The sequence below is a fragment of the Klebsiella electrica genome (assembly GCF_006711645.1).
Classification (GTDB): Bacteria; Pseudomonadota; Gammaproteobacteria; order Enterobacterales; family Enterobacteriaceae; genus Klebsiella; species Klebsiella electrica.
The window spans coordinates 4,237,079-4,251,099 of sequence record NZ_CP041247.1; the positions used below are offsets into that span (position 1 = coordinate 4,237,079).

Here is a 14,021-nt window from a genome sequence, read left to right on the forward strand (position 1 = left end):
GCTTTGAAAGGACATGGAATATGATTACCCTCCGCAAATTGATAGGAAATATCAATAAAACACAAAATGCTGACCAACAATCGCCGCTTGAACAATGGTTTGAGCATGTCATTGATATCCCGTTAGAAGAATTGTCCGTTGAAGATGTTTGTCGTGCAATTCGCCAGGAAATCTGCATCGATCAGCTAATGCCAAGAACATTAGAAATACTGGCCGAGGATCCGCTTGCGGGCAAGTATTACGATGGTGAGCTCATCTCTGCGTTGGCAACAGTCAAAATGATAAATTTAGAAGATCATGTCGATGACTCCTGTGCTGGGTGCTGCTGCTGTCAGTAAGATAGATTCTTTGGTAGCAAAGTATGCAACAAACAATCAGCTATCAACAGGAACGGTGTTTGATTCGATAAAGGCAACACAACCAGTACACCCAGGATCAGTAATTCCTCAGTCATTTGAAATGTCCTTACCTAATGGGCAAAAGTATGGGTGCATGGAAATGCTACCGAGCACATGGCAGAATATGCGGCATCGAAAGCTGCTACACATTTGCCTGAAGCAGTACGTCTCGCCAGCCAACAAGAACTCCGAAGTTTTCAGGCTGCCGTAAACACAGCAACTAAAACTAATATGCCATATGGAGAGCGAATTACGGTTGATGGTTGGCAGTTAGAAATTAAACCGCCTCGCGTTGACGGGGAATTGCCGACAATAATCCATGCACGTTACTTAGGGTCTCACTAAATGGATATAGAAATTACTAATCCTATATGTATAAAGCTGGACGTCATTGAACTTGATGAGCATGTTCCATCGTTAAAGTTTAGTGTCATAATCACGGTTAAAAAATTTGGTTATAAGGCCGAGGTTAGCTCTCAGTTCTGGATCGAATGTCAGTGTTTTGACGAGTTTATCAGCTGTATGAAAAGTGACAGGCTCGCCAGTCTCAAGGATATGAACGATAGTTTTGAGTTGGTATTAGATCCAATAAATGGTCAGCTTAATTGGTCGTGTATGAAGGAAGATATCAATGGTGGTATCTCCATATCCAAAGGAAGTGAAAATCTTGATGGTACTGCTAGGCAATCGATATGCAATGCCTTTAACGATTATCCTAGATGGTGGTAGTTATTAATGAATCCCAGCCCTTGCGGCTGGGATGTATTTATCTCACTTACGCCGTCTCAAGCGCCACTTTAGCCGCCACGCCCTGAAGAAAGAATATCGCCTGCTGCTGCTCTTCTTTTGGCAACTGACTGATGTTGTTGAGTTCCTTCATCAGCGGTGTCTCCACGGGCCGGGTGGTGATGACCAGACAACCCGGCATCACGCGAACATCAATTTTGGTGCCTGTGGTAAACCCCGCTTCTTCCATCCAGGTGCCGTTCAGGCGCAGGCTGGCGCTTCGGGTGTAGCGTTTAGTTCGGTTAGTTTTACGATCGTAATGACGGATGCTGACGTAGCTGACCGTCATATCCCTTAAGACTTTGGGTTCTGCTTTCTTAGGCAAGCTGTGATTGTTATTTTTGCGTACTACTTCGTGTTTTTCTGTATTTCCTGCCAAAAAGTTCGATTGTGTTTTGGCAATGGTGGTTCCTGGCTTAAGATTGGTGTCAGCCATATTCAACTCCAGCTTAGTTGTCTGTGGTCAGCGGCATGGAAGTGCTTCAACACTTTCATGCCGCGCTCTTTAATAATCAGAATATTCTATTTTATCAATTTTCCTGTTGCGGTCTTTCGGTTGCTTTGCTGCGTCTATTATACCCTGATGAATAAAAGTACAGTACTGGATGAAAGAACAATATTAATATCTGCGAGGCCGCTTCAGGAAATATTACCAATTTATGTAACGTTGCATTTTTAGCACTTTATGTAAAAACGTTCTTTCATTTCTTACGGTAACTATCCCCTGCCCTCCGGCAATAACGGCTACTTTGTGCCGTCCGCCGATTCGGACATCGCCAGCACGTCTACCGCAGATAAAAACTCGCTGGATACGGGGACGTTAGGCTGGCGCAATCCCGATTATCGGCATCGGGGCGCATGATGATGCGTCCGGGACAACCCATGCGGCGGTTGCTGACGGCACAATCACTGTCCGTGACAAGGATAATCAGCAGCAGGATGTCGCCGATCTGAGCCGCGATACCGATACTGGGGCTTGAACCGTGCACGACAAGAGTGCGTAGCCCGGAAAGTAACGGCATCGCAGAAAGCTTCGTGAAGACGATAAAGCGGGACTACATCAGCATCATGCCAAAAGCGGACAGCCAGATGGCGTTGATAAATCTGGCAGTGGCGTTCAGCCATTACAATGAACATCATCCGCACAGTGCGCTGGGATACCGCTCACCACGAGAATATATACGCAGAAAGTTATCGTAACCATAAGAGAGAAAAAGCGTCTGGATATAAAGGGTCAAATCCACACGTGATGCAGGGATTGATGTAAAAGCAACGGTACGAGCATACAATGATCCGTTGACGCCTGAAATCCAGAAGGCTCGTGGTTGGGAGAAATTCAATACTTGGGGAGAGGCTATTCAAGGAAGAATAAACAACCAATCTGGAAAATTTAGTGAGCAAAATCCTTACGGCTCATATCAATCGCCAAAAATTAAGGGTAAAAAATAATGACAAATTTCTCTTTATATGATCAGAACATTCTTCCCGTTGGGTTTAAGTTCCCAGAAAAATATACTGTTCTGATGAGTGAGAACTTCGAAGAGGATATTGAACCATGGAGTTTTCTTCGTAGAAGTGATGATATAACTCTAAGTCATTATGCTTCGATGTGCGAAAAGTATGTGAATAAGAAATTGATTCCATTCGCTATTGCTGTTGACCTTTCTGGTTATTATAATGATGGCTACGTTGTTTTAGCATGCTTTGATGGGGATGACCCTAGTGGCAACTCTAAAATTTATTTTCATGATTACGGTGCTCCTATAAAAGAGATTGACTGGAGTAAACGTTATAGTCTGGATGGTTTTGACGCGTGGTTAGAGTTTGCTCGGGCTGAATCAGCTCACTACAAAGAAGAACGAGCTGAAGACGAGTAAATCTACTCAATGATAAATTGCACAGGTATATTTTTTGTTAACCAAACGCCATTGTCTGCTTGATGAAAAATGAAGCCTTGTTGGTACATCTGCAAGGCATTAATTTTCAATGCAATAGGTTTTCCGTGGCGTTTGCCAACATTAAGTGCAGTTTTCTCGTCAGCCGATAAATGGACATATTGGCGTGTAAGAGATAATAGACCTTGCATTTTTATGGAATCAATGAACTGAATTGCAGTTCCATGGTACAAAAATTCAGGTGGGATCACTGAGGCGTAAGCAATGTTAACATTGGAGTTAGAATGCCCCTGAACTGCACGTATTGATTGGCCGTCTTCAGAGATAGCAAAACGTTTCTTATCACTACTCTCAACGATTAGAAGAATAGTATCTCGGTCGAGACATTTTCCAGCAGTTGATGCATGTTTGATTAAGGAGTCGATCTTCACCCAGCCTTCAATATTGAGACTTAACCCAATGGAGTCAGGGTTATGGCGTAAAATGTAGCTTAAGAATTTGCTGGTTTCTGTAATTTTTTGGCTCATGCTTACCTCGATAGTGAAATATATGATTATTAATTATGTTAGATATTAATCAATAACACTCGTTCTTAACAAGTTAGGCATTATGAAACCATTCGAAGAGTCAGTATTAATCTTCTCCATAGGGATCTTTTTGCCTTCATTACTTATGCTCAAGTGCCAGCTTAGCTGCCACTCCCTGCAAAAACAGCATTACCTGCTGCTGTTCTTTTTCAGGTAAATGTGTGGTGCTGTTAAGCACTTTCATTAGCGGCGTGACATTTGGGAGGGCGGTAATAACCAGGCAACCCGGCATCATGAGAACATCAATTTTGGTGCCTGTGGCAAACCCGGCTTCTTCCATCCAGCGACCGTTGAGCCGCAGGCTGGCGCTGTGGGTGTAGCGTTTTGTCCGGTTAGTGCGACGATCGTAGTGACGGATGCTGAGACCCTGTAAATAATTCTGTGTCACTGCCACCACGTCAAAACTGAGCGCTCAGGCGGTCACCGAACTCGATTAATAAAGCGGCTCATCGCCAACCGCCAGTTCTGGATCGGCATACTCCATTTTTTCGATGCCAATTGGATTTCCAGGTAAATAACCTTTCGCACTGAGTCATCCGTCGGGAACACCTTGCATTTCTTAATGGCGGCACGGATCACGCTGTTCAGCGATTCGATGGCATTCGTGGTGTAAGAACAGTGTTCTTACGCCTTTGAGTATTTGACAGGTAACACAGATAATATAACTCCTGCAGAGTTTGAAAGGGCCCTGTACTATTTTTACTGCGCAAAAATGAGGCAAATCCTTATCCTGTACCAGAGAGCTTATTCAAAAAATTAATAAAAAGACATGAAGAACTGAAAGATAATCCTGATACAAAATTTTATCACTTTCATGAAACGTACAATGATTTTTCAAAGGTTTACCCGCTGGATAATTAGAAGCTATCGCCCGGGGAATATTGTCTATGACTGCATGGAAGGATGGTGGTAATATAGTGTTGGAAGTTGCTCTTTAACAGATCTGGGGGAAATGGCGTAACGGGCTGAAAAGGCGCGTCAGGACAAAAAATTGCCGTGTCAGCAGTCCAACAACAAAGCCGCCTGTAACTTACGAAAAAAGGAAAAGTCACCTCCGACGGCTAGCTTCGCAACGGATCAAGTGTTGTTGGGAATAACCACCTGATCCAGCCACAGCAGCAAAGTCGTTGTGAAGAATTGGTTGCCTGTAGCTGTGACAGTCGCTGTTATAAACGTGCAGATGATGCCATTAATACAGTTCCATATTCAGGTGAAGAAATTTTACTAAAAGGGTGTTTTGTACAAAAAGGAAGCGTTATATATGTTTAAAAAAGTAGTAGTAAGCTCTCTGTGTTTACCCATTTTGCTACTGGCGGGATGTGCAACAGAATCATCGCACACTGTAGAGGTCGCAAAAGTGGCTACCGCTCAAACAAGCTGGCATGGGCAGCGCAGCCTGATAACCGTCGGAAAATTTGATAACCGCTCAGATTACATGAATGGCATATTTTCTGATGGTGTCGATCGCCTGGGTAATCAGTCAAAAACCATTCTGGTCACTCATTTGCAACAGACCGGTCGTTTTAATGTATTGGATCGCACCAATATGGACGAAATCAAAACCGAGGCGGGAATCAGCGGAAAGAGCCAGCAATTAAAGGGCGCGACGTATGTTATCACCGGTGATGTGACCGAATTCGGTCGCAAAGAGACTGGTGACAGGGCGCTGTTTGGCATTTTAGGTCGGGGTAAATCGCAGGTTGCGTATGCGAAAGTTGCCCTCAATGTGGTCAATGTTAAAACGTCTGAAGTCGTGTTTACTGCCCAGGGCGCGGGCGAATACGAACTGTCGAACCGCGAAATTCTTGGCTTCGGTGGCACAGCCAGCTATGACTCCACACTGAATGGAAAAGTATTGGATCTGGCTATCCGTGAGTCCGTCAATAACCTTGTTGCGGGTATTGAAAACGGTAGCTGGAACCCGTCAAATACAAACTAAAAGGAACTTAGAATGGGACATTTTAATAAAATTTCATCTTGCGCAGTAATATTGCTGCTGGCCGGTTGTGCTGCAAAATCGCCCGAGAAAACGTATACCTGGAATGGTTATGAGGACTCTGTTTATCAGTATTACACCCATGAAACCAGTCCCCAGGAACAAATCGCCTCATTGCAGAAACTGATTGAGCAATCTCGGGCAAGTAATAAACCCGTTCCACCGGGTGTCCATGCTCATCTGGGAATGCTCTACAGCAAAACTGGACAGGCGGGTCTGGCAATGTCTGAGTTTAATGCTGAGAAAACACAGTACCCGGAATCAGCATCTTATATTGATTTCCTGACAGCAAAAAAATAAATGGATGGTAAAATGAAAGGATTATTTTCTCTCTTTACGCTTATTCTTATCTTATTATCAACGGGGTGTACTACCGGTAATAAGAAAGCAACGGACTACTCCGCATTCCGGGAGAGTAAGCCACGTAGTATTCTGGTGTTACCACCGAGAAATCAGTCACCGGATGTTAATGCCAGCAACAGCCTTCTGAGTGTGGTCACGATGCCATTAGCGGAGTCTGGGTATTATGTCTTCCCGGTTGCGGTAACGAGTGAAACATTCAAACAAAACGGCGCGACTAACCCGGATGATATAAGTGCGATCCCACTGAAAAAGTTACACGATACATTTGGTGCCGATGCAGTGATGTATATCACGATCAGTGATTACGGTACCTCATATCAGGTCGTAAGCAGCGATACGCGAGTGACAGCAACCGCGCGTCTTGTAGATGCTCGCACGGGTAAAGAGTTATGGAGTGGCGGGGCAACGGCTTCGAGTAATGAAGGCCAGGATACTAACAGCGGTGGGCTGATAGGGATGCTGGTATCCGCAGCGGTCTCGCAAATTGCCAATACGGCAACGGATAAAGCTCATGATATTGCCAAAATCACGGGGGCCCGTATGTTCAGTGCCGGGACAAACGGTGGTCTCCTGTATGGTCCTCGCTCGCCAAATTATGGCAAAACACAATTGTAAAATCGCCTGAGTCTTATCAATCAGGTCGCCACAGCGTCGGCGACCTGATTGATATTCATTATGATGTTGTACATTAATGTTGCTAAAACCTCTCTGAGTTATCTGTATCCGGTTAAGGTGAAAGTGACGAAATCTGAACGTGAAAAAAGTTCAGCAATCGGTCGCGTATTCAATGCGGTGAATCACTGTAGGTTAAATTGAGCAACAGTTTCACTCCGGCGAACTCATTCAGCCCCTCAAGGAATGGTGCCCTACTTCCCTGGCTATAAGCTCTCTTACCTCAGCCGAAAACAGCACCTGCCCGCCTTTGTGTTGATGACCCATGCGCTGCGCTATTCTGCGTTGCCGCCGGGCGAGTTACCCGCTCAGGACCCGCTGTGTCCGTTATCCCTGAGCTTAAGCCACTGACCAAACACGGCCATCTCATTGACCAGGGGCGTTAAACGTTTTCCATCCTCGGTTAACGCGTACTCCACCGTCACAGGGACCGTCGGGTAGGCGGTTCGCCGCACCAGCCCCGCAGTTTCAAGCGCCCGGAGATCCAGAGTAAGCATCCGCTGGGATATACCGGGCATGTCCCGACGTAGCTGGCTAAAGCGCTTAGGCCCCTCCAGCAGGAAGTACGCGATCAGCAAGCGCCAGCGGCCCGCCAGTAAACTCATCGCCACTTCGACCGGGCACCCGGTTACCGCCTCTTTCATTAACGTCCTCCCACAGGTGGTATAAAAAATGTACCTATACCACAATTTAGTGCCTTCTTTAAAATATATATCAGCTCCGATACATTGATTCCTACCCAAAACAAATGAATCAATTCATGAGGGAGTTGAGATGAAACTCTATTACAGCCCGGCAGCCTGCTCTTTATCACCGCATATTGTCATCAAAGAAACCGGGCTCGATATTGAGCTGGTCAAAGTCGACTTACGCAATCACACCTTTAATCATGGCGAAGATTTTTTTACCCTCTCGCCCGCGGGTGCCGTCCCTGCCCTGTCGCTCCCCGACGGCACGGTGTTAACCGAAGGCCCGGCGGTGATTCAGTATCTTGCCGATCTGAAACCAGAATCCTTACTGGCCCCGCCAAACGGCACCCTCCTGCGCTATCAATTACAGCAATGGTTAAACTTTCTCTCAACGGAAATACACAAAGGGTTTATCCCGGTGATATATGGCGATCCTGAAGAACACTATATAAAACGAGCCAAAATGAAGCTGATGGATCGTTTCAGATTAATTAACCATCGGCTCGGCGAACAAAACTTTCTCCTTTCGGATGCCTATTCCATTGCTGATTGTTATCTTTTTGCCTTAATCGGCTGGGCGCAGGCCGGATGGTTAACCTCTTATATGAACCTCGATATCCACCTCGACGATTTACACCATTTAGCAGCGTGGTATCGACGCATTGCGGCACGAGATGCCGTTAAGCTGGCGATTAAAGAGGAAGGGTTGACTGCCACGGCGTGATGAGTTGCTAACTCCCGTCACCGCGCACGATGTGTGAATTTTGTGGCTGGCGTCGCGAATTCAGGCGCAGGTTTTACATCGTGAAACGCCGTCATCGCTGTTTAGTCACTGTTTAGTCGCCGCTGTCATCTGAGTCTGGCGACTACACTAAATAAAGACAGGCGTGCCTGACGGGGGTATCGACGAAGAGGGCCGGAAGGGTCTTAGCGGGCATGACGCGGGTTCGCGTCGATTGCCGTTGCTAAACGTGAAGGCTATCGCAAACGCCGCTTTTCATTCTCCGTTACGCTGGAGCACGCCGTTCACCCGTTAACGTTCTGAGACAGGAAATAACCATGCAACTGAATGACCTAACCTTGTTCCGCCAGCAGGCATTTATCAATGGTGAGTGGCGAGATGCCCTCAGCAGCGATGTCATTACGGTGACCAATCCGGCGAACGGAGAGGTGCTGGGCTCAGTACCTAAAATGGGCGCAGAAGAGACCCGCGACGCTATCCAGGCCGCCCATCGCGCCCTTCCCGCCTGGCGACAGCTAACGGCAAAAGAACGGGCTGCTATCCTGCGCCGTTGGTTCGATCTGATGATGGCAAACCAGGACGATCTGGCCCGGCTGATGACCCTCGAGCAGGGTAAACCGCTGGCGGAGGCAAAAGGCGAGATTGGCTACGCCGCTTCATTTATCGAATGGTTTGCCGAAGAGGGAAAACGCATTTATGGCGATACCATTCCCGGCCACCAGGCCGATAAGCGCCTGATCGTGATTAAACAACCAATTGGCGTTACCGCTGCGATCACGCCGTGGAACTTCCCGGCGGCGATGATCACCCGTAAAGCCGGTCCGGCGTTAGCGGCTGGCTGCACGATGGTACTCAAACCCGCCAGCCAGACCCCTTTTTCGGCACTGGCGCTGGCCGAACTGGCCAGACGCGCCGGGATCCCTGACGGCGTATTTAACGTGGTGACCGGTTCCGCCAGCGCGGTGGGTAATGAACTGACCGGCAACCCGCTGGTGCGTAAGCTGTCGTTTACCGGCTCGACGGAAATCGGCCGCCAGCTGATGGCACAGTGTGCCCAGGACATCAAAAAAGTGTCGCTTGAGCTGGGCGGTAACGCGCCGTTTATTGTGTTTGATGATGCCGATCTGGATAAAGCGGTAGAAGGCGCCATGGCCTCGAAGTTTCGTAACGCCGGGCAGACCTGCGTCTGCGCCAATCGTCTGTACGTGCAGGACGGAGTTTATGAGCGTTTTGCCGGGAAACTGCAGCAGGCGGTGGAACAGCTGCGCCTCGGCGACGGCCTACAGGCGGGGGTCACAACCGGACCTTTGATTGATGAGAAAGCCATCGCCAAAGTGCAGGAACATATTGCCGATGCCGTCGGGAAAGGCGCCCGGGTCATCACCGGCGGGAAAGTGGATTCCCTCGGCGGCAACTTCTTTCAGCCGACGATCCTGGTCGATGTTCCGGACGGTGCAAAAGTGGCGAAAGAAGAGACCTTCGGCCCGCTGGCCCCCCTGTTCCGCTTCACGGATGAAGAGGATGTCATCCGCCAGGCCAACGATACCGAATTTGGCCTCGCCGCCTACTTCTATGCCCGTGATTTGAGCCGCGTTTTCCGCGTCGGCGAAGCGCTGGAGTATGGAATTGTCGGTATCAATACCGGACTGATTTCCAACGAAGTCGCCCCGTTTGGCGGTGTGAAGGCTTCCGGCCTGGGCCGCGAAGGCTCGAAGTATGGTATTGAAGACTATCTGGAAATCAAATACATGTGTATTGGCCTTTAATCGACGCCGGCCCCGAAACGCCGCAGAACCCGGCATATCGGCTGCCGCCATCCCGGAACAGAAGAGAAGCCCGTGAATAAAAAAATCCACGCTCAAAGCGCGTGGATTTTTTTAGATTGCAGCCGAAAGACGATGAGCCATCAGGCCCGCAGTCTGAGCGGCTCGCTAAAGTCATCGGCGGGTTCCAGCTTCAGGCTGAATGTCGCCAGCAAGGCGTTAGCCCGGTCGTGGAAATCACGTAGCGTTTTCTCAAGTTTCTCGCTGACTTCCGGATCGTCGATAGCGACCGGTCGCCAGACCCCTTCTTTGTCGAACAGGCCAAACTGATAGCTGTAAGTGAAGCGTGATGCCTGTGCTTCCATTTCCATCCACCATCCCCAGAACTCTCGTTTTTCCGGGGCGGGTTTTACATTGACGCAAACTGCCAGACAATCGAAAAAGAAGCGGTTGTCTTCACACTGTTCTTCGCGAATATAAGGGCCAAGAGCCGTGAATTTCTTAATCAGCTTACTCTTGAGGTGTCCACTCGGTAACGTCATTGCGATCTCCTTTAGTGATGCAACTGTTTTACCAAATCAATAAAATTTAGCAATATATTAACCAAATCTATGATTGATCCAGCGGGCAATCTGGCGCAATGCGTGATCGAAATTGCGATAAACGGGCTTAAATGGAATCTCAAGCAGCTTGCCATCGGCGGACGACGAGGTAATTAAGCGCGATTCCTCTTCCGGGCTGAACGGATCGTTTTTCCAGAAGCCTGACAGCATCGGCGTCGGACAGCGGCGGCCCAGCAACCCCTGGGTTTTTAATGAGTAGCGGTTCAGCTCTATGCGCAATGCTTCATCAGACGCATCGTGCATGCCCAGCCGCGAGGCCAGAACGTCGAGATACATTTCCGGAACCCGGCCCTGATGCAGCGGATCTACCAGCAGGTTATGCACGACCGGCCCCAGACACGCCACGGCTTTTAAGCGCTGTGGCTCCAGATAGCCCAGGCGGACGGCGACATTCGCCCCAAAACGGAAACCGAACGCGGCAACCCGGGTATGATCGACCCACGGAACATTCTCCAGGTGCCGCAACGCATGCTGATGCAGCAGGCTGGTATCCTGAGTGAGTTTCCATTTTGACGAGAAGCCCGTCGAAGGCATATCCAGCGTCAGCATGGCGATCCCCAGCGGCGCAAAATAGTTCTCATACAAGCTGTAGTAATCCGTCTGCAGCGCATCCAGACCACCGCACATCAGGACCACCGGGAACGGGCCTTCGCCTTTCGGCATATGTAAAAAGCCGGTCACCGGCGCGCCGCCGGGCACAGGAAACTCCAGCTCGCGCAACTCGCCCGGCAGGCGTTGTGCCGCCTCTTCATAAGCGCGGTTAGCCAGCGCCTGCGCCTGCTCCGCCAAATCGTCGCCTTTAATATGCGGATAGGCGGCAATGCTGTAGAGATTTGAGGCATGCAGCCAGTGGCGGCCGCTGGTCAGCGGATCGGCTTCCAGCCCGGCCTTTTGCTGCCAGATCATCGCCTGTTTGGCCCATTCGAAAATCCAGTTGCCGCCACGATAGCCCACCACGGTGTCATAAAGCCCCGGATCGGTACGCTCAGCCTCGCTCATCACAATGCGCGCCTGCACATCGAGGATCTCCTGTGGCGTCACCCCGCGCCAGATCCACATCAGCCGGTTAATCAAGCGATACCAGTGCTCAACATTGCTCCCGTCGAGCGCGGAGTGGATCGGCTGTTGCGAACCCGACGCAAACCGACGCACCAGCGTAGAGGTTTCTGGATGTTTGAATCGAGGTTTAAACAGTGTTTCGCTAAGGTTAGCTTGTGACATGTGCAGCCTCCATCGTGTTGCCACTCCGGGCTATTGTAACCTGCATACGGGCAAAAAAAACCACGCCCGGCATAACCGGGCGTGGTAAATAGCACTCACCTTATGAATTAACGACCTGAGATCGGCGGTACGAACACCACGCCCATATCCCACGGTTGTTCAATCCAGGTATCCTGCGGAATATCAACAACATAATCATCAACCAGCGGACGACCAGCCGGTTTAGCAAAAATAGTAACGAAGTGCGCTTTTGGGTACATTTCACGAATAGCGACGGCGGTACCGCCGGTATCAACCAGGTCATCGATCACGATGAAACCTTCACCATCACCTTCAGCGCGTTTCAGTACGGTCAGCTCACGCTGGTTATCGTGGTCGTAGCTGGAAATACAAACGGTATCAACATGACGAATACCCAGTTCACGCGCCAGTAATGCGCCTGGTACCAGACCACCGCGGCTCACGGCAATAATGCCTTTCCATTGTTCAGAAGGCATCAGACGATTGGCCAGTTTGCGGGCGTGAATCTGCAACATGTCCCAGGTGACGACGTATTTTTCGCTCATGTGAAGTGTCCCAGCCTGTGTTATACGGCTTAAATGATATTCGAGGGGGAAAATGGTTGCGCGAGATTATAGAGATCTGACGCACTAAAAACCAGTGTTAAGCGGCCTCCCCGGCGCTTTTTGCGTTGTTTCCACTACCAGTCGGCGTGGAAAGTGGTATTCTCAACCCCACCGCGCAAGCCTGCGCCTGTTGTATTTTTTATTGCTAACCCTCGACCTGTAAAAGACTTTTGCAGGCGATCGTAAGGAGACTCATCGTGTCTGAATTGTCTCAATTATCCCCGCAGCCGCTCTGGGATATTTTTGCCAAAATCTGCTCCATTCCCCATCCGTCCTATCACGAAGAACAACTCGCTGAACACATCATGGGCTGGGCAAAAGAAAAAGGCTTACACGCTGAACGCGATCAGGTTGGCAACATTCTGATTCGTAAGGCCGCAACGGCCGGTATGGAAAACCGTAAACCGGTTGTTCTACAGGCGCACCTTGATATGGTCCCGCAGAAAAACAACGACACCGTTCACGACTTCACCAAAGATCCTATTCAGCCGTATATCGATGGCGAGTGGGTCAAAGCGCGCGGCACCACGCTGGGCGCGGATAACGGCATCGGTATGGCTTCTGCGCTGGCCGTGCTGGCTGATGACAGCGTCGTACATGGTCCGCTGGAAGTCCTGCTGACCATGACCGAAGAAGCCGGTATGGACGGCGCATTTGGTCTTCAGGCTAACTGGCTGCAGGCCGATATCCTGATCAATACCGATTCTGAAGAAGAGGGCGAAATCTATATGGGTTGCGCCGGCGGTATCGACTTTACCTCAAACCTGGCCTTGACCCGTGAAGCGGTTCCGGCGGGTTTCCAGAGCTTTAAACTGACCTTAAAAGGGCTGAAAGGCGGTCACTCCGGCGGCGAAATTCACGTCGGCCTGGGGAATGCCAACAAGCTGCTGGCCCGCTTCCTCGCAGGCCATGCGCAAGAGCTGGACCTGCGTCTGGTGGATTTCAACGGCGGCACCCTGCGTAACGCCATTCCGCGTGAAGCTTTCGCCACCGTCGCCGTCGCGGCCGACAAAGTCGATGCCCTGAAAACGCTGGTCGTCGCCTATCAGGACATCCTGAAAAACGAACTGGCGGCGAAAGAGAAAAACCTGGTGCTGCTGCTGGACTCTGTCGCCAACGACAAAGCGGCCCTGACCGCGCAATCCCGTGACGGCTTTGTGCGTCTGCTCAACGCCACGCCAAACGGCGTGATTCGTAACTCTGACGTGGCAAAAGGCGTTGTAGAGACCTCGCTGAACGTCGGCGTGGTCACCATGACTGACGACAATGTTGAGATCCACTGCCTGATTCGTTCGCTGATCGACAGCGGCAAAGACTATGTGGTCAGCATGCTGGATTCACTGGGTAAACTGGCGGGCGCGAAAACCGAAGCCAAAGGGGCATACCCAGGCTGGCAGCCGGACGCGAACTCGCCGGTGATGCATCTGGTGCGTGAAACCTATCAGCGTCTGTTCAACAAGACGCCAAACATCCAGATTATTCACGCCGGTCTGGAATGCGGTCTGTTCAAGAAGCCGTACCCGAATATGGATATGGTCTCTATCGGCCCAACCATTACCGGCCCGCACTCCCCGGATGAGCAGGTGCATATCGAAAGCGTCGGCCAGTACTGGACGCTGCTGACGGAACTGCTGAAAGCGATTCCGGCGAAGTAAGTTAC

16 protein-coding genes and 3 pseudogenes are annotated in these 14,021 nt (G+C 49.9%); 11 read left to right on the plus strand and 8 right to left on the minus strand.

What is annotated here, in order from left to right:
- Positions 1-20: 20 nt before the first annotated feature.
- Positions 21-338 (plus strand): contact-dependent growth inhibition system immunity protein, encoded by a 318-nt coding sequence (locus tag Electrica_RS20235; protein ID WP_160702251.1) that lies wholly within the window; start codon positions 21-23, stop codon positions 336-338.
- A 405-nt stretch (positions 339-743) separates the two neighbouring features.
- Positions 744-1,127 (plus strand): hypothetical protein, encoded by a 384-nt coding sequence (locus Electrica_RS20245; protein ID WP_141965269.1) that lies wholly within the window; start codon positions 744-746, stop codon positions 1,125-1,127.
- Positions 1,128-1,173: 46 nt separating this feature from the next.
- On the opposite strand, the gene Electrica_RS20250 is transcribed toward Electrica_RS20245, so the two are convergent.
- Positions 1,174-1,620: a SymE family type I addiction module toxin gene (locus Electrica_RS20250; protein WP_141965270.1), complete on the minus strand. Its 447-nt coding sequence runs from the start codon at positions 1,618-1,620 to the stop codon at positions 1,174-1,176.
- A gap of 336 nt (positions 1,621-1,956) precedes the next feature.
- On the opposite strand from Electrica_RS20250, the pseudogene Electrica_RS29385 reads away from it, so the two are divergent.
- The 3 genes and pseudogenes from Electrica_RS29385 to Electrica_RS20265 form a co-directional block, all read left to right on the plus strand.
- Positions 1,957-2,152, plus strand: a pseudogene (locus tag Electrica_RS29385) (hemagglutinin repeat-containing protein); the annotation flags it as partial.
- Between the two features lies 1 nt (position 2,153).
- Positions 2,154-2,384: pseudogene (locus Electrica_RS20260) on the plus strand (integrase core domain-containing protein); the annotation flags it as partial.
- Between the two features lie 248 nt (positions 2,385-2,632).
- Complete coding sequence (locus Electrica_RS20265; RefSeq protein WP_141965271.1) at positions 2,633-3,061, plus strand: hypothetical protein; 429 nt, start codon at positions 2,633-2,635, stop codon at positions 3,059-3,061.
- Between the two features lie 2 nt (positions 3,062-3,063).
- On the opposite strand, the gene Electrica_RS20270 is transcribed toward Electrica_RS20265, so the two are convergent.
- The 3 genes and pseudogenes from Electrica_RS20270 to Electrica_RS20280 all read right to left on the minus strand — a co-directional run.
- On the minus strand, positions 3,064-3,606 hold the full coding sequence (locus tag Electrica_RS20270; protein WP_141965272.1) for an RNA 2'-phosphotransferase: 543 nt from the start codon (positions 3,604-3,606) through the stop codon (positions 3,064-3,066).
- 139 nt (positions 3,607-3,745) lie between these two features.
- Entirely contained in the window at positions 3,746-4,054 is a 309-nt protein-coding gene (locus Electrica_RS20275; protein WP_160702253.1) for a SymE family type I addiction module toxin, read from the minus strand.
- A 10-nt stretch (positions 4,055-4,064) separates the two neighbouring features.
- A pseudogene (locus Electrica_RS20280) lies at positions 4,065-4,278 on the minus strand (transposase); the annotation flags it as partial.
- A 649-nt stretch (positions 4,279-4,927) separates the two neighbouring features.
- Here Electrica_RS20280 and Electrica_RS20290 point away from each other — a divergent pair.
- From Electrica_RS20290 to Electrica_RS20300, 3 genes are read left to right on the plus strand one after another with little or no spacing between them, the layout of a single operon-like run.
- Positions 4,928-5,605: a CsgG/HfaB family protein gene (locus tag Electrica_RS20290; protein ID WP_141965274.1), complete on the plus strand. Its 678-nt coding sequence runs from the start codon at positions 4,928-4,930 to the stop codon at positions 5,603-5,605.
- 12 nt (positions 5,606-5,617) lie between these two features.
- Positions 5,618-5,962, plus strand: coding sequence for a DUF4810 domain-containing protein (locus Electrica_RS20295; protein WP_131050401.1), 345 nt, complete (start codon positions 5,618-5,620; stop codon positions 5,960-5,962).
- Positions 5,963-5,974: 12 nt separating this feature from the next.
- Entirely contained in the window at positions 5,975-6,640 is a 666-nt protein-coding gene (locus Electrica_RS20300; RefSeq protein ID WP_131050402.1) for a DUF799 domain-containing protein, read from the plus strand.
- Between the two features lie 365 nt (positions 6,641-7,005).
- Here Electrica_RS20300 and Electrica_RS20310 read toward each other — a convergent pair whose 3' ends face one another.
- Entirely contained in the window at positions 7,006-7,341 is a 336-nt protein-coding gene (locus tag Electrica_RS20310) for a winged helix-turn-helix transcriptional regulator (RefSeq protein WP_131050403.1), read from the minus strand.
- Positions 7,342-7,471: 130 nt separating this feature from the next.
- Between Electrica_RS20310 and gstA the strand changes: the two genes are divergently transcribed.
- Both gstA and gabD read left to right on the plus strand, forming a co-directional pair.
- Positions 7,472-8,110 (plus strand): glutathione transferase GstA, encoded by a 639-nt coding sequence (gene gstA / locus Electrica_RS20315; protein WP_141965275.1) that lies wholly within the window; start codon positions 7,472-7,474, stop codon positions 8,108-8,110.
- Positions 8,111-8,445: 335 nt separating this feature from the next.
- Positions 8,446-9,894 (plus strand): NADP-dependent succinate-semialdehyde dehydrogenase, encoded by a 1,449-nt coding sequence (gabD, locus tag Electrica_RS20320; protein ID WP_100684744.1) that lies wholly within the window; start codon positions 8,446-8,448, stop codon positions 9,892-9,894.
- A 140-nt stretch (positions 9,895-10,034) separates the two neighbouring features.
- On the opposite strand, the gene crl is transcribed toward gabD, so the two are convergent.
- The 3 genes from crl to gpt all read right to left on the minus strand — a co-directional run bounded on the left by crl (position 10,035) and on the right by gpt (position 12,301).
- Positions 10,035-10,433 (minus strand): sigma factor-binding protein Crl, encoded by a 399-nt coding sequence (crl, locus tag Electrica_RS20325; RefSeq protein ID WP_100684745.1) that lies wholly within the window; start codon positions 10,431-10,433, stop codon positions 10,035-10,037.
- A 57-nt stretch (positions 10,434-10,490) separates the two neighbouring features.
- Complete coding sequence (frsA, locus tag Electrica_RS20330) at positions 10,491-11,735, minus strand: esterase FrsA (RefSeq protein WP_141965276.1); 1,245 nt, start codon at positions 11,733-11,735, stop codon at positions 10,491-10,493.
- A gap of 107 nt (positions 11,736-11,842) precedes the next feature.
- Positions 11,843-12,301 carry a xanthine phosphoribosyltransferase gene (gene gpt / locus Electrica_RS20335; protein WP_004858267.1) on the minus strand — a complete coding sequence of 153 codons (459 nt, stop codon included), beginning with the start codon at positions 12,299-12,301 and terminating at the stop codon, positions 11,843-11,845.
- A 257-nt stretch (positions 12,302-12,558) separates the two neighbouring features.
- Here gpt and pepD point away from each other — a divergent pair, with 257 nt between their 5' ends.
- Entirely contained in the window at positions 12,559-14,016 is a 1,458-nt protein-coding gene (gene pepD / locus Electrica_RS20340) for a cytosol nonspecific dipeptidase (RefSeq protein ID WP_141965277.1), read from the plus strand.
- Positions 14,017-14,021 lie beyond the last annotated feature (5 nt).

What these genes read in the sequence shown, in the direction of transcription:
- Electrica_RS20295 (WP_131050401.1), top strand. Translation starts at nt 5,618, where the DNA reads ATGGGACATTTTAATAAAATTTCATCTTGCGCAGTAATATTGCTGCTG.
- Electrica_RS20300 (WP_131050402.1), top strand. Translation starts at nt 5,975, where the DNA reads ATGAAAGGATTATTTTCTCTCTTTACGCTTATTCTTATCTTATTATCA.
- Electrica_RS20250 (WP_141965270.1), bottom strand. Translation starts at nt 1,620, where the DNA reads ATGGCTGACACCAATCTTAAGCCAGGAACCACCATTGCCAAAACACAA.
- Electrica_RS20265 (WP_141965271.1), top strand. Translation starts at nt 2,633, where the DNA reads ATGACAAATTTCTCTTTATATGATCAGAACATTCTTCCCGTTGGGTTT.
- Electrica_RS20245 (WP_141965269.1), top strand. Translation starts at nt 744, where the DNA reads ATGGATATAGAAATTACTAATCCTATATGTATAAAGCTGGACGTCATT.
- gabD (WP_100684744.1), top strand. Translation starts at nt 8,446, where the DNA reads ATGCAACTGAATGACCTAACCTTGTTCCGCCAGCAGGCATTTATCAAT.
- Electrica_RS20270 (WP_141965272.1), bottom strand. Translation starts at nt 3,606, where the DNA reads ATGAGCCAAAAAATTACAGAAACCAGCAAATTCTTAAGCTACATTTTA.
- gstA (WP_141965275.1), top strand. Translation starts at nt 7,472, where the DNA reads ATGAAACTCTATTACAGCCCGGCAGCCTGCTCTTTATCACCGCATATT.
- crl (WP_100684745.1), bottom strand. Translation starts at nt 10,433, where the DNA reads ATGACGTTACCGAGTGGACACCTCAAGAGTAAGCTGATTAAGAAATTC.
- Electrica_RS20235 (WP_160702251.1), top strand. Translation starts at nt 21, where the DNA reads ATGATTACCCTCCGCAAATTGATAGGAAATATCAATAAAACACAAAAT.
- frsA (WP_141965276.1), bottom strand. Translation starts at nt 11,735, where the DNA reads ATGTCACAAGCTAACCTTAGCGAAACACTGTTTAAACCTCGATTCAAA.
- Electrica_RS20310 (WP_131050403.1), bottom strand. Translation starts at nt 7,341, where the DNA reads ATGAAAGAGGCGGTAACCGGGTGCCCGGTCGAAGTGGCGATGAGTTTA.
- gpt (WP_004858267.1), bottom strand. Translation starts at nt 12,301, where the DNA reads ATGAGCGAAAAATACGTCGTCACCTGGGACATGTTGCAGATTCACGCC.
- Electrica_RS20290 (WP_141965274.1), top strand. Translation starts at nt 4,928, where the DNA reads ATGTTTAAAAAAGTAGTAGTAAGCTCTCTGTGTTTACCCATTTTGCTA.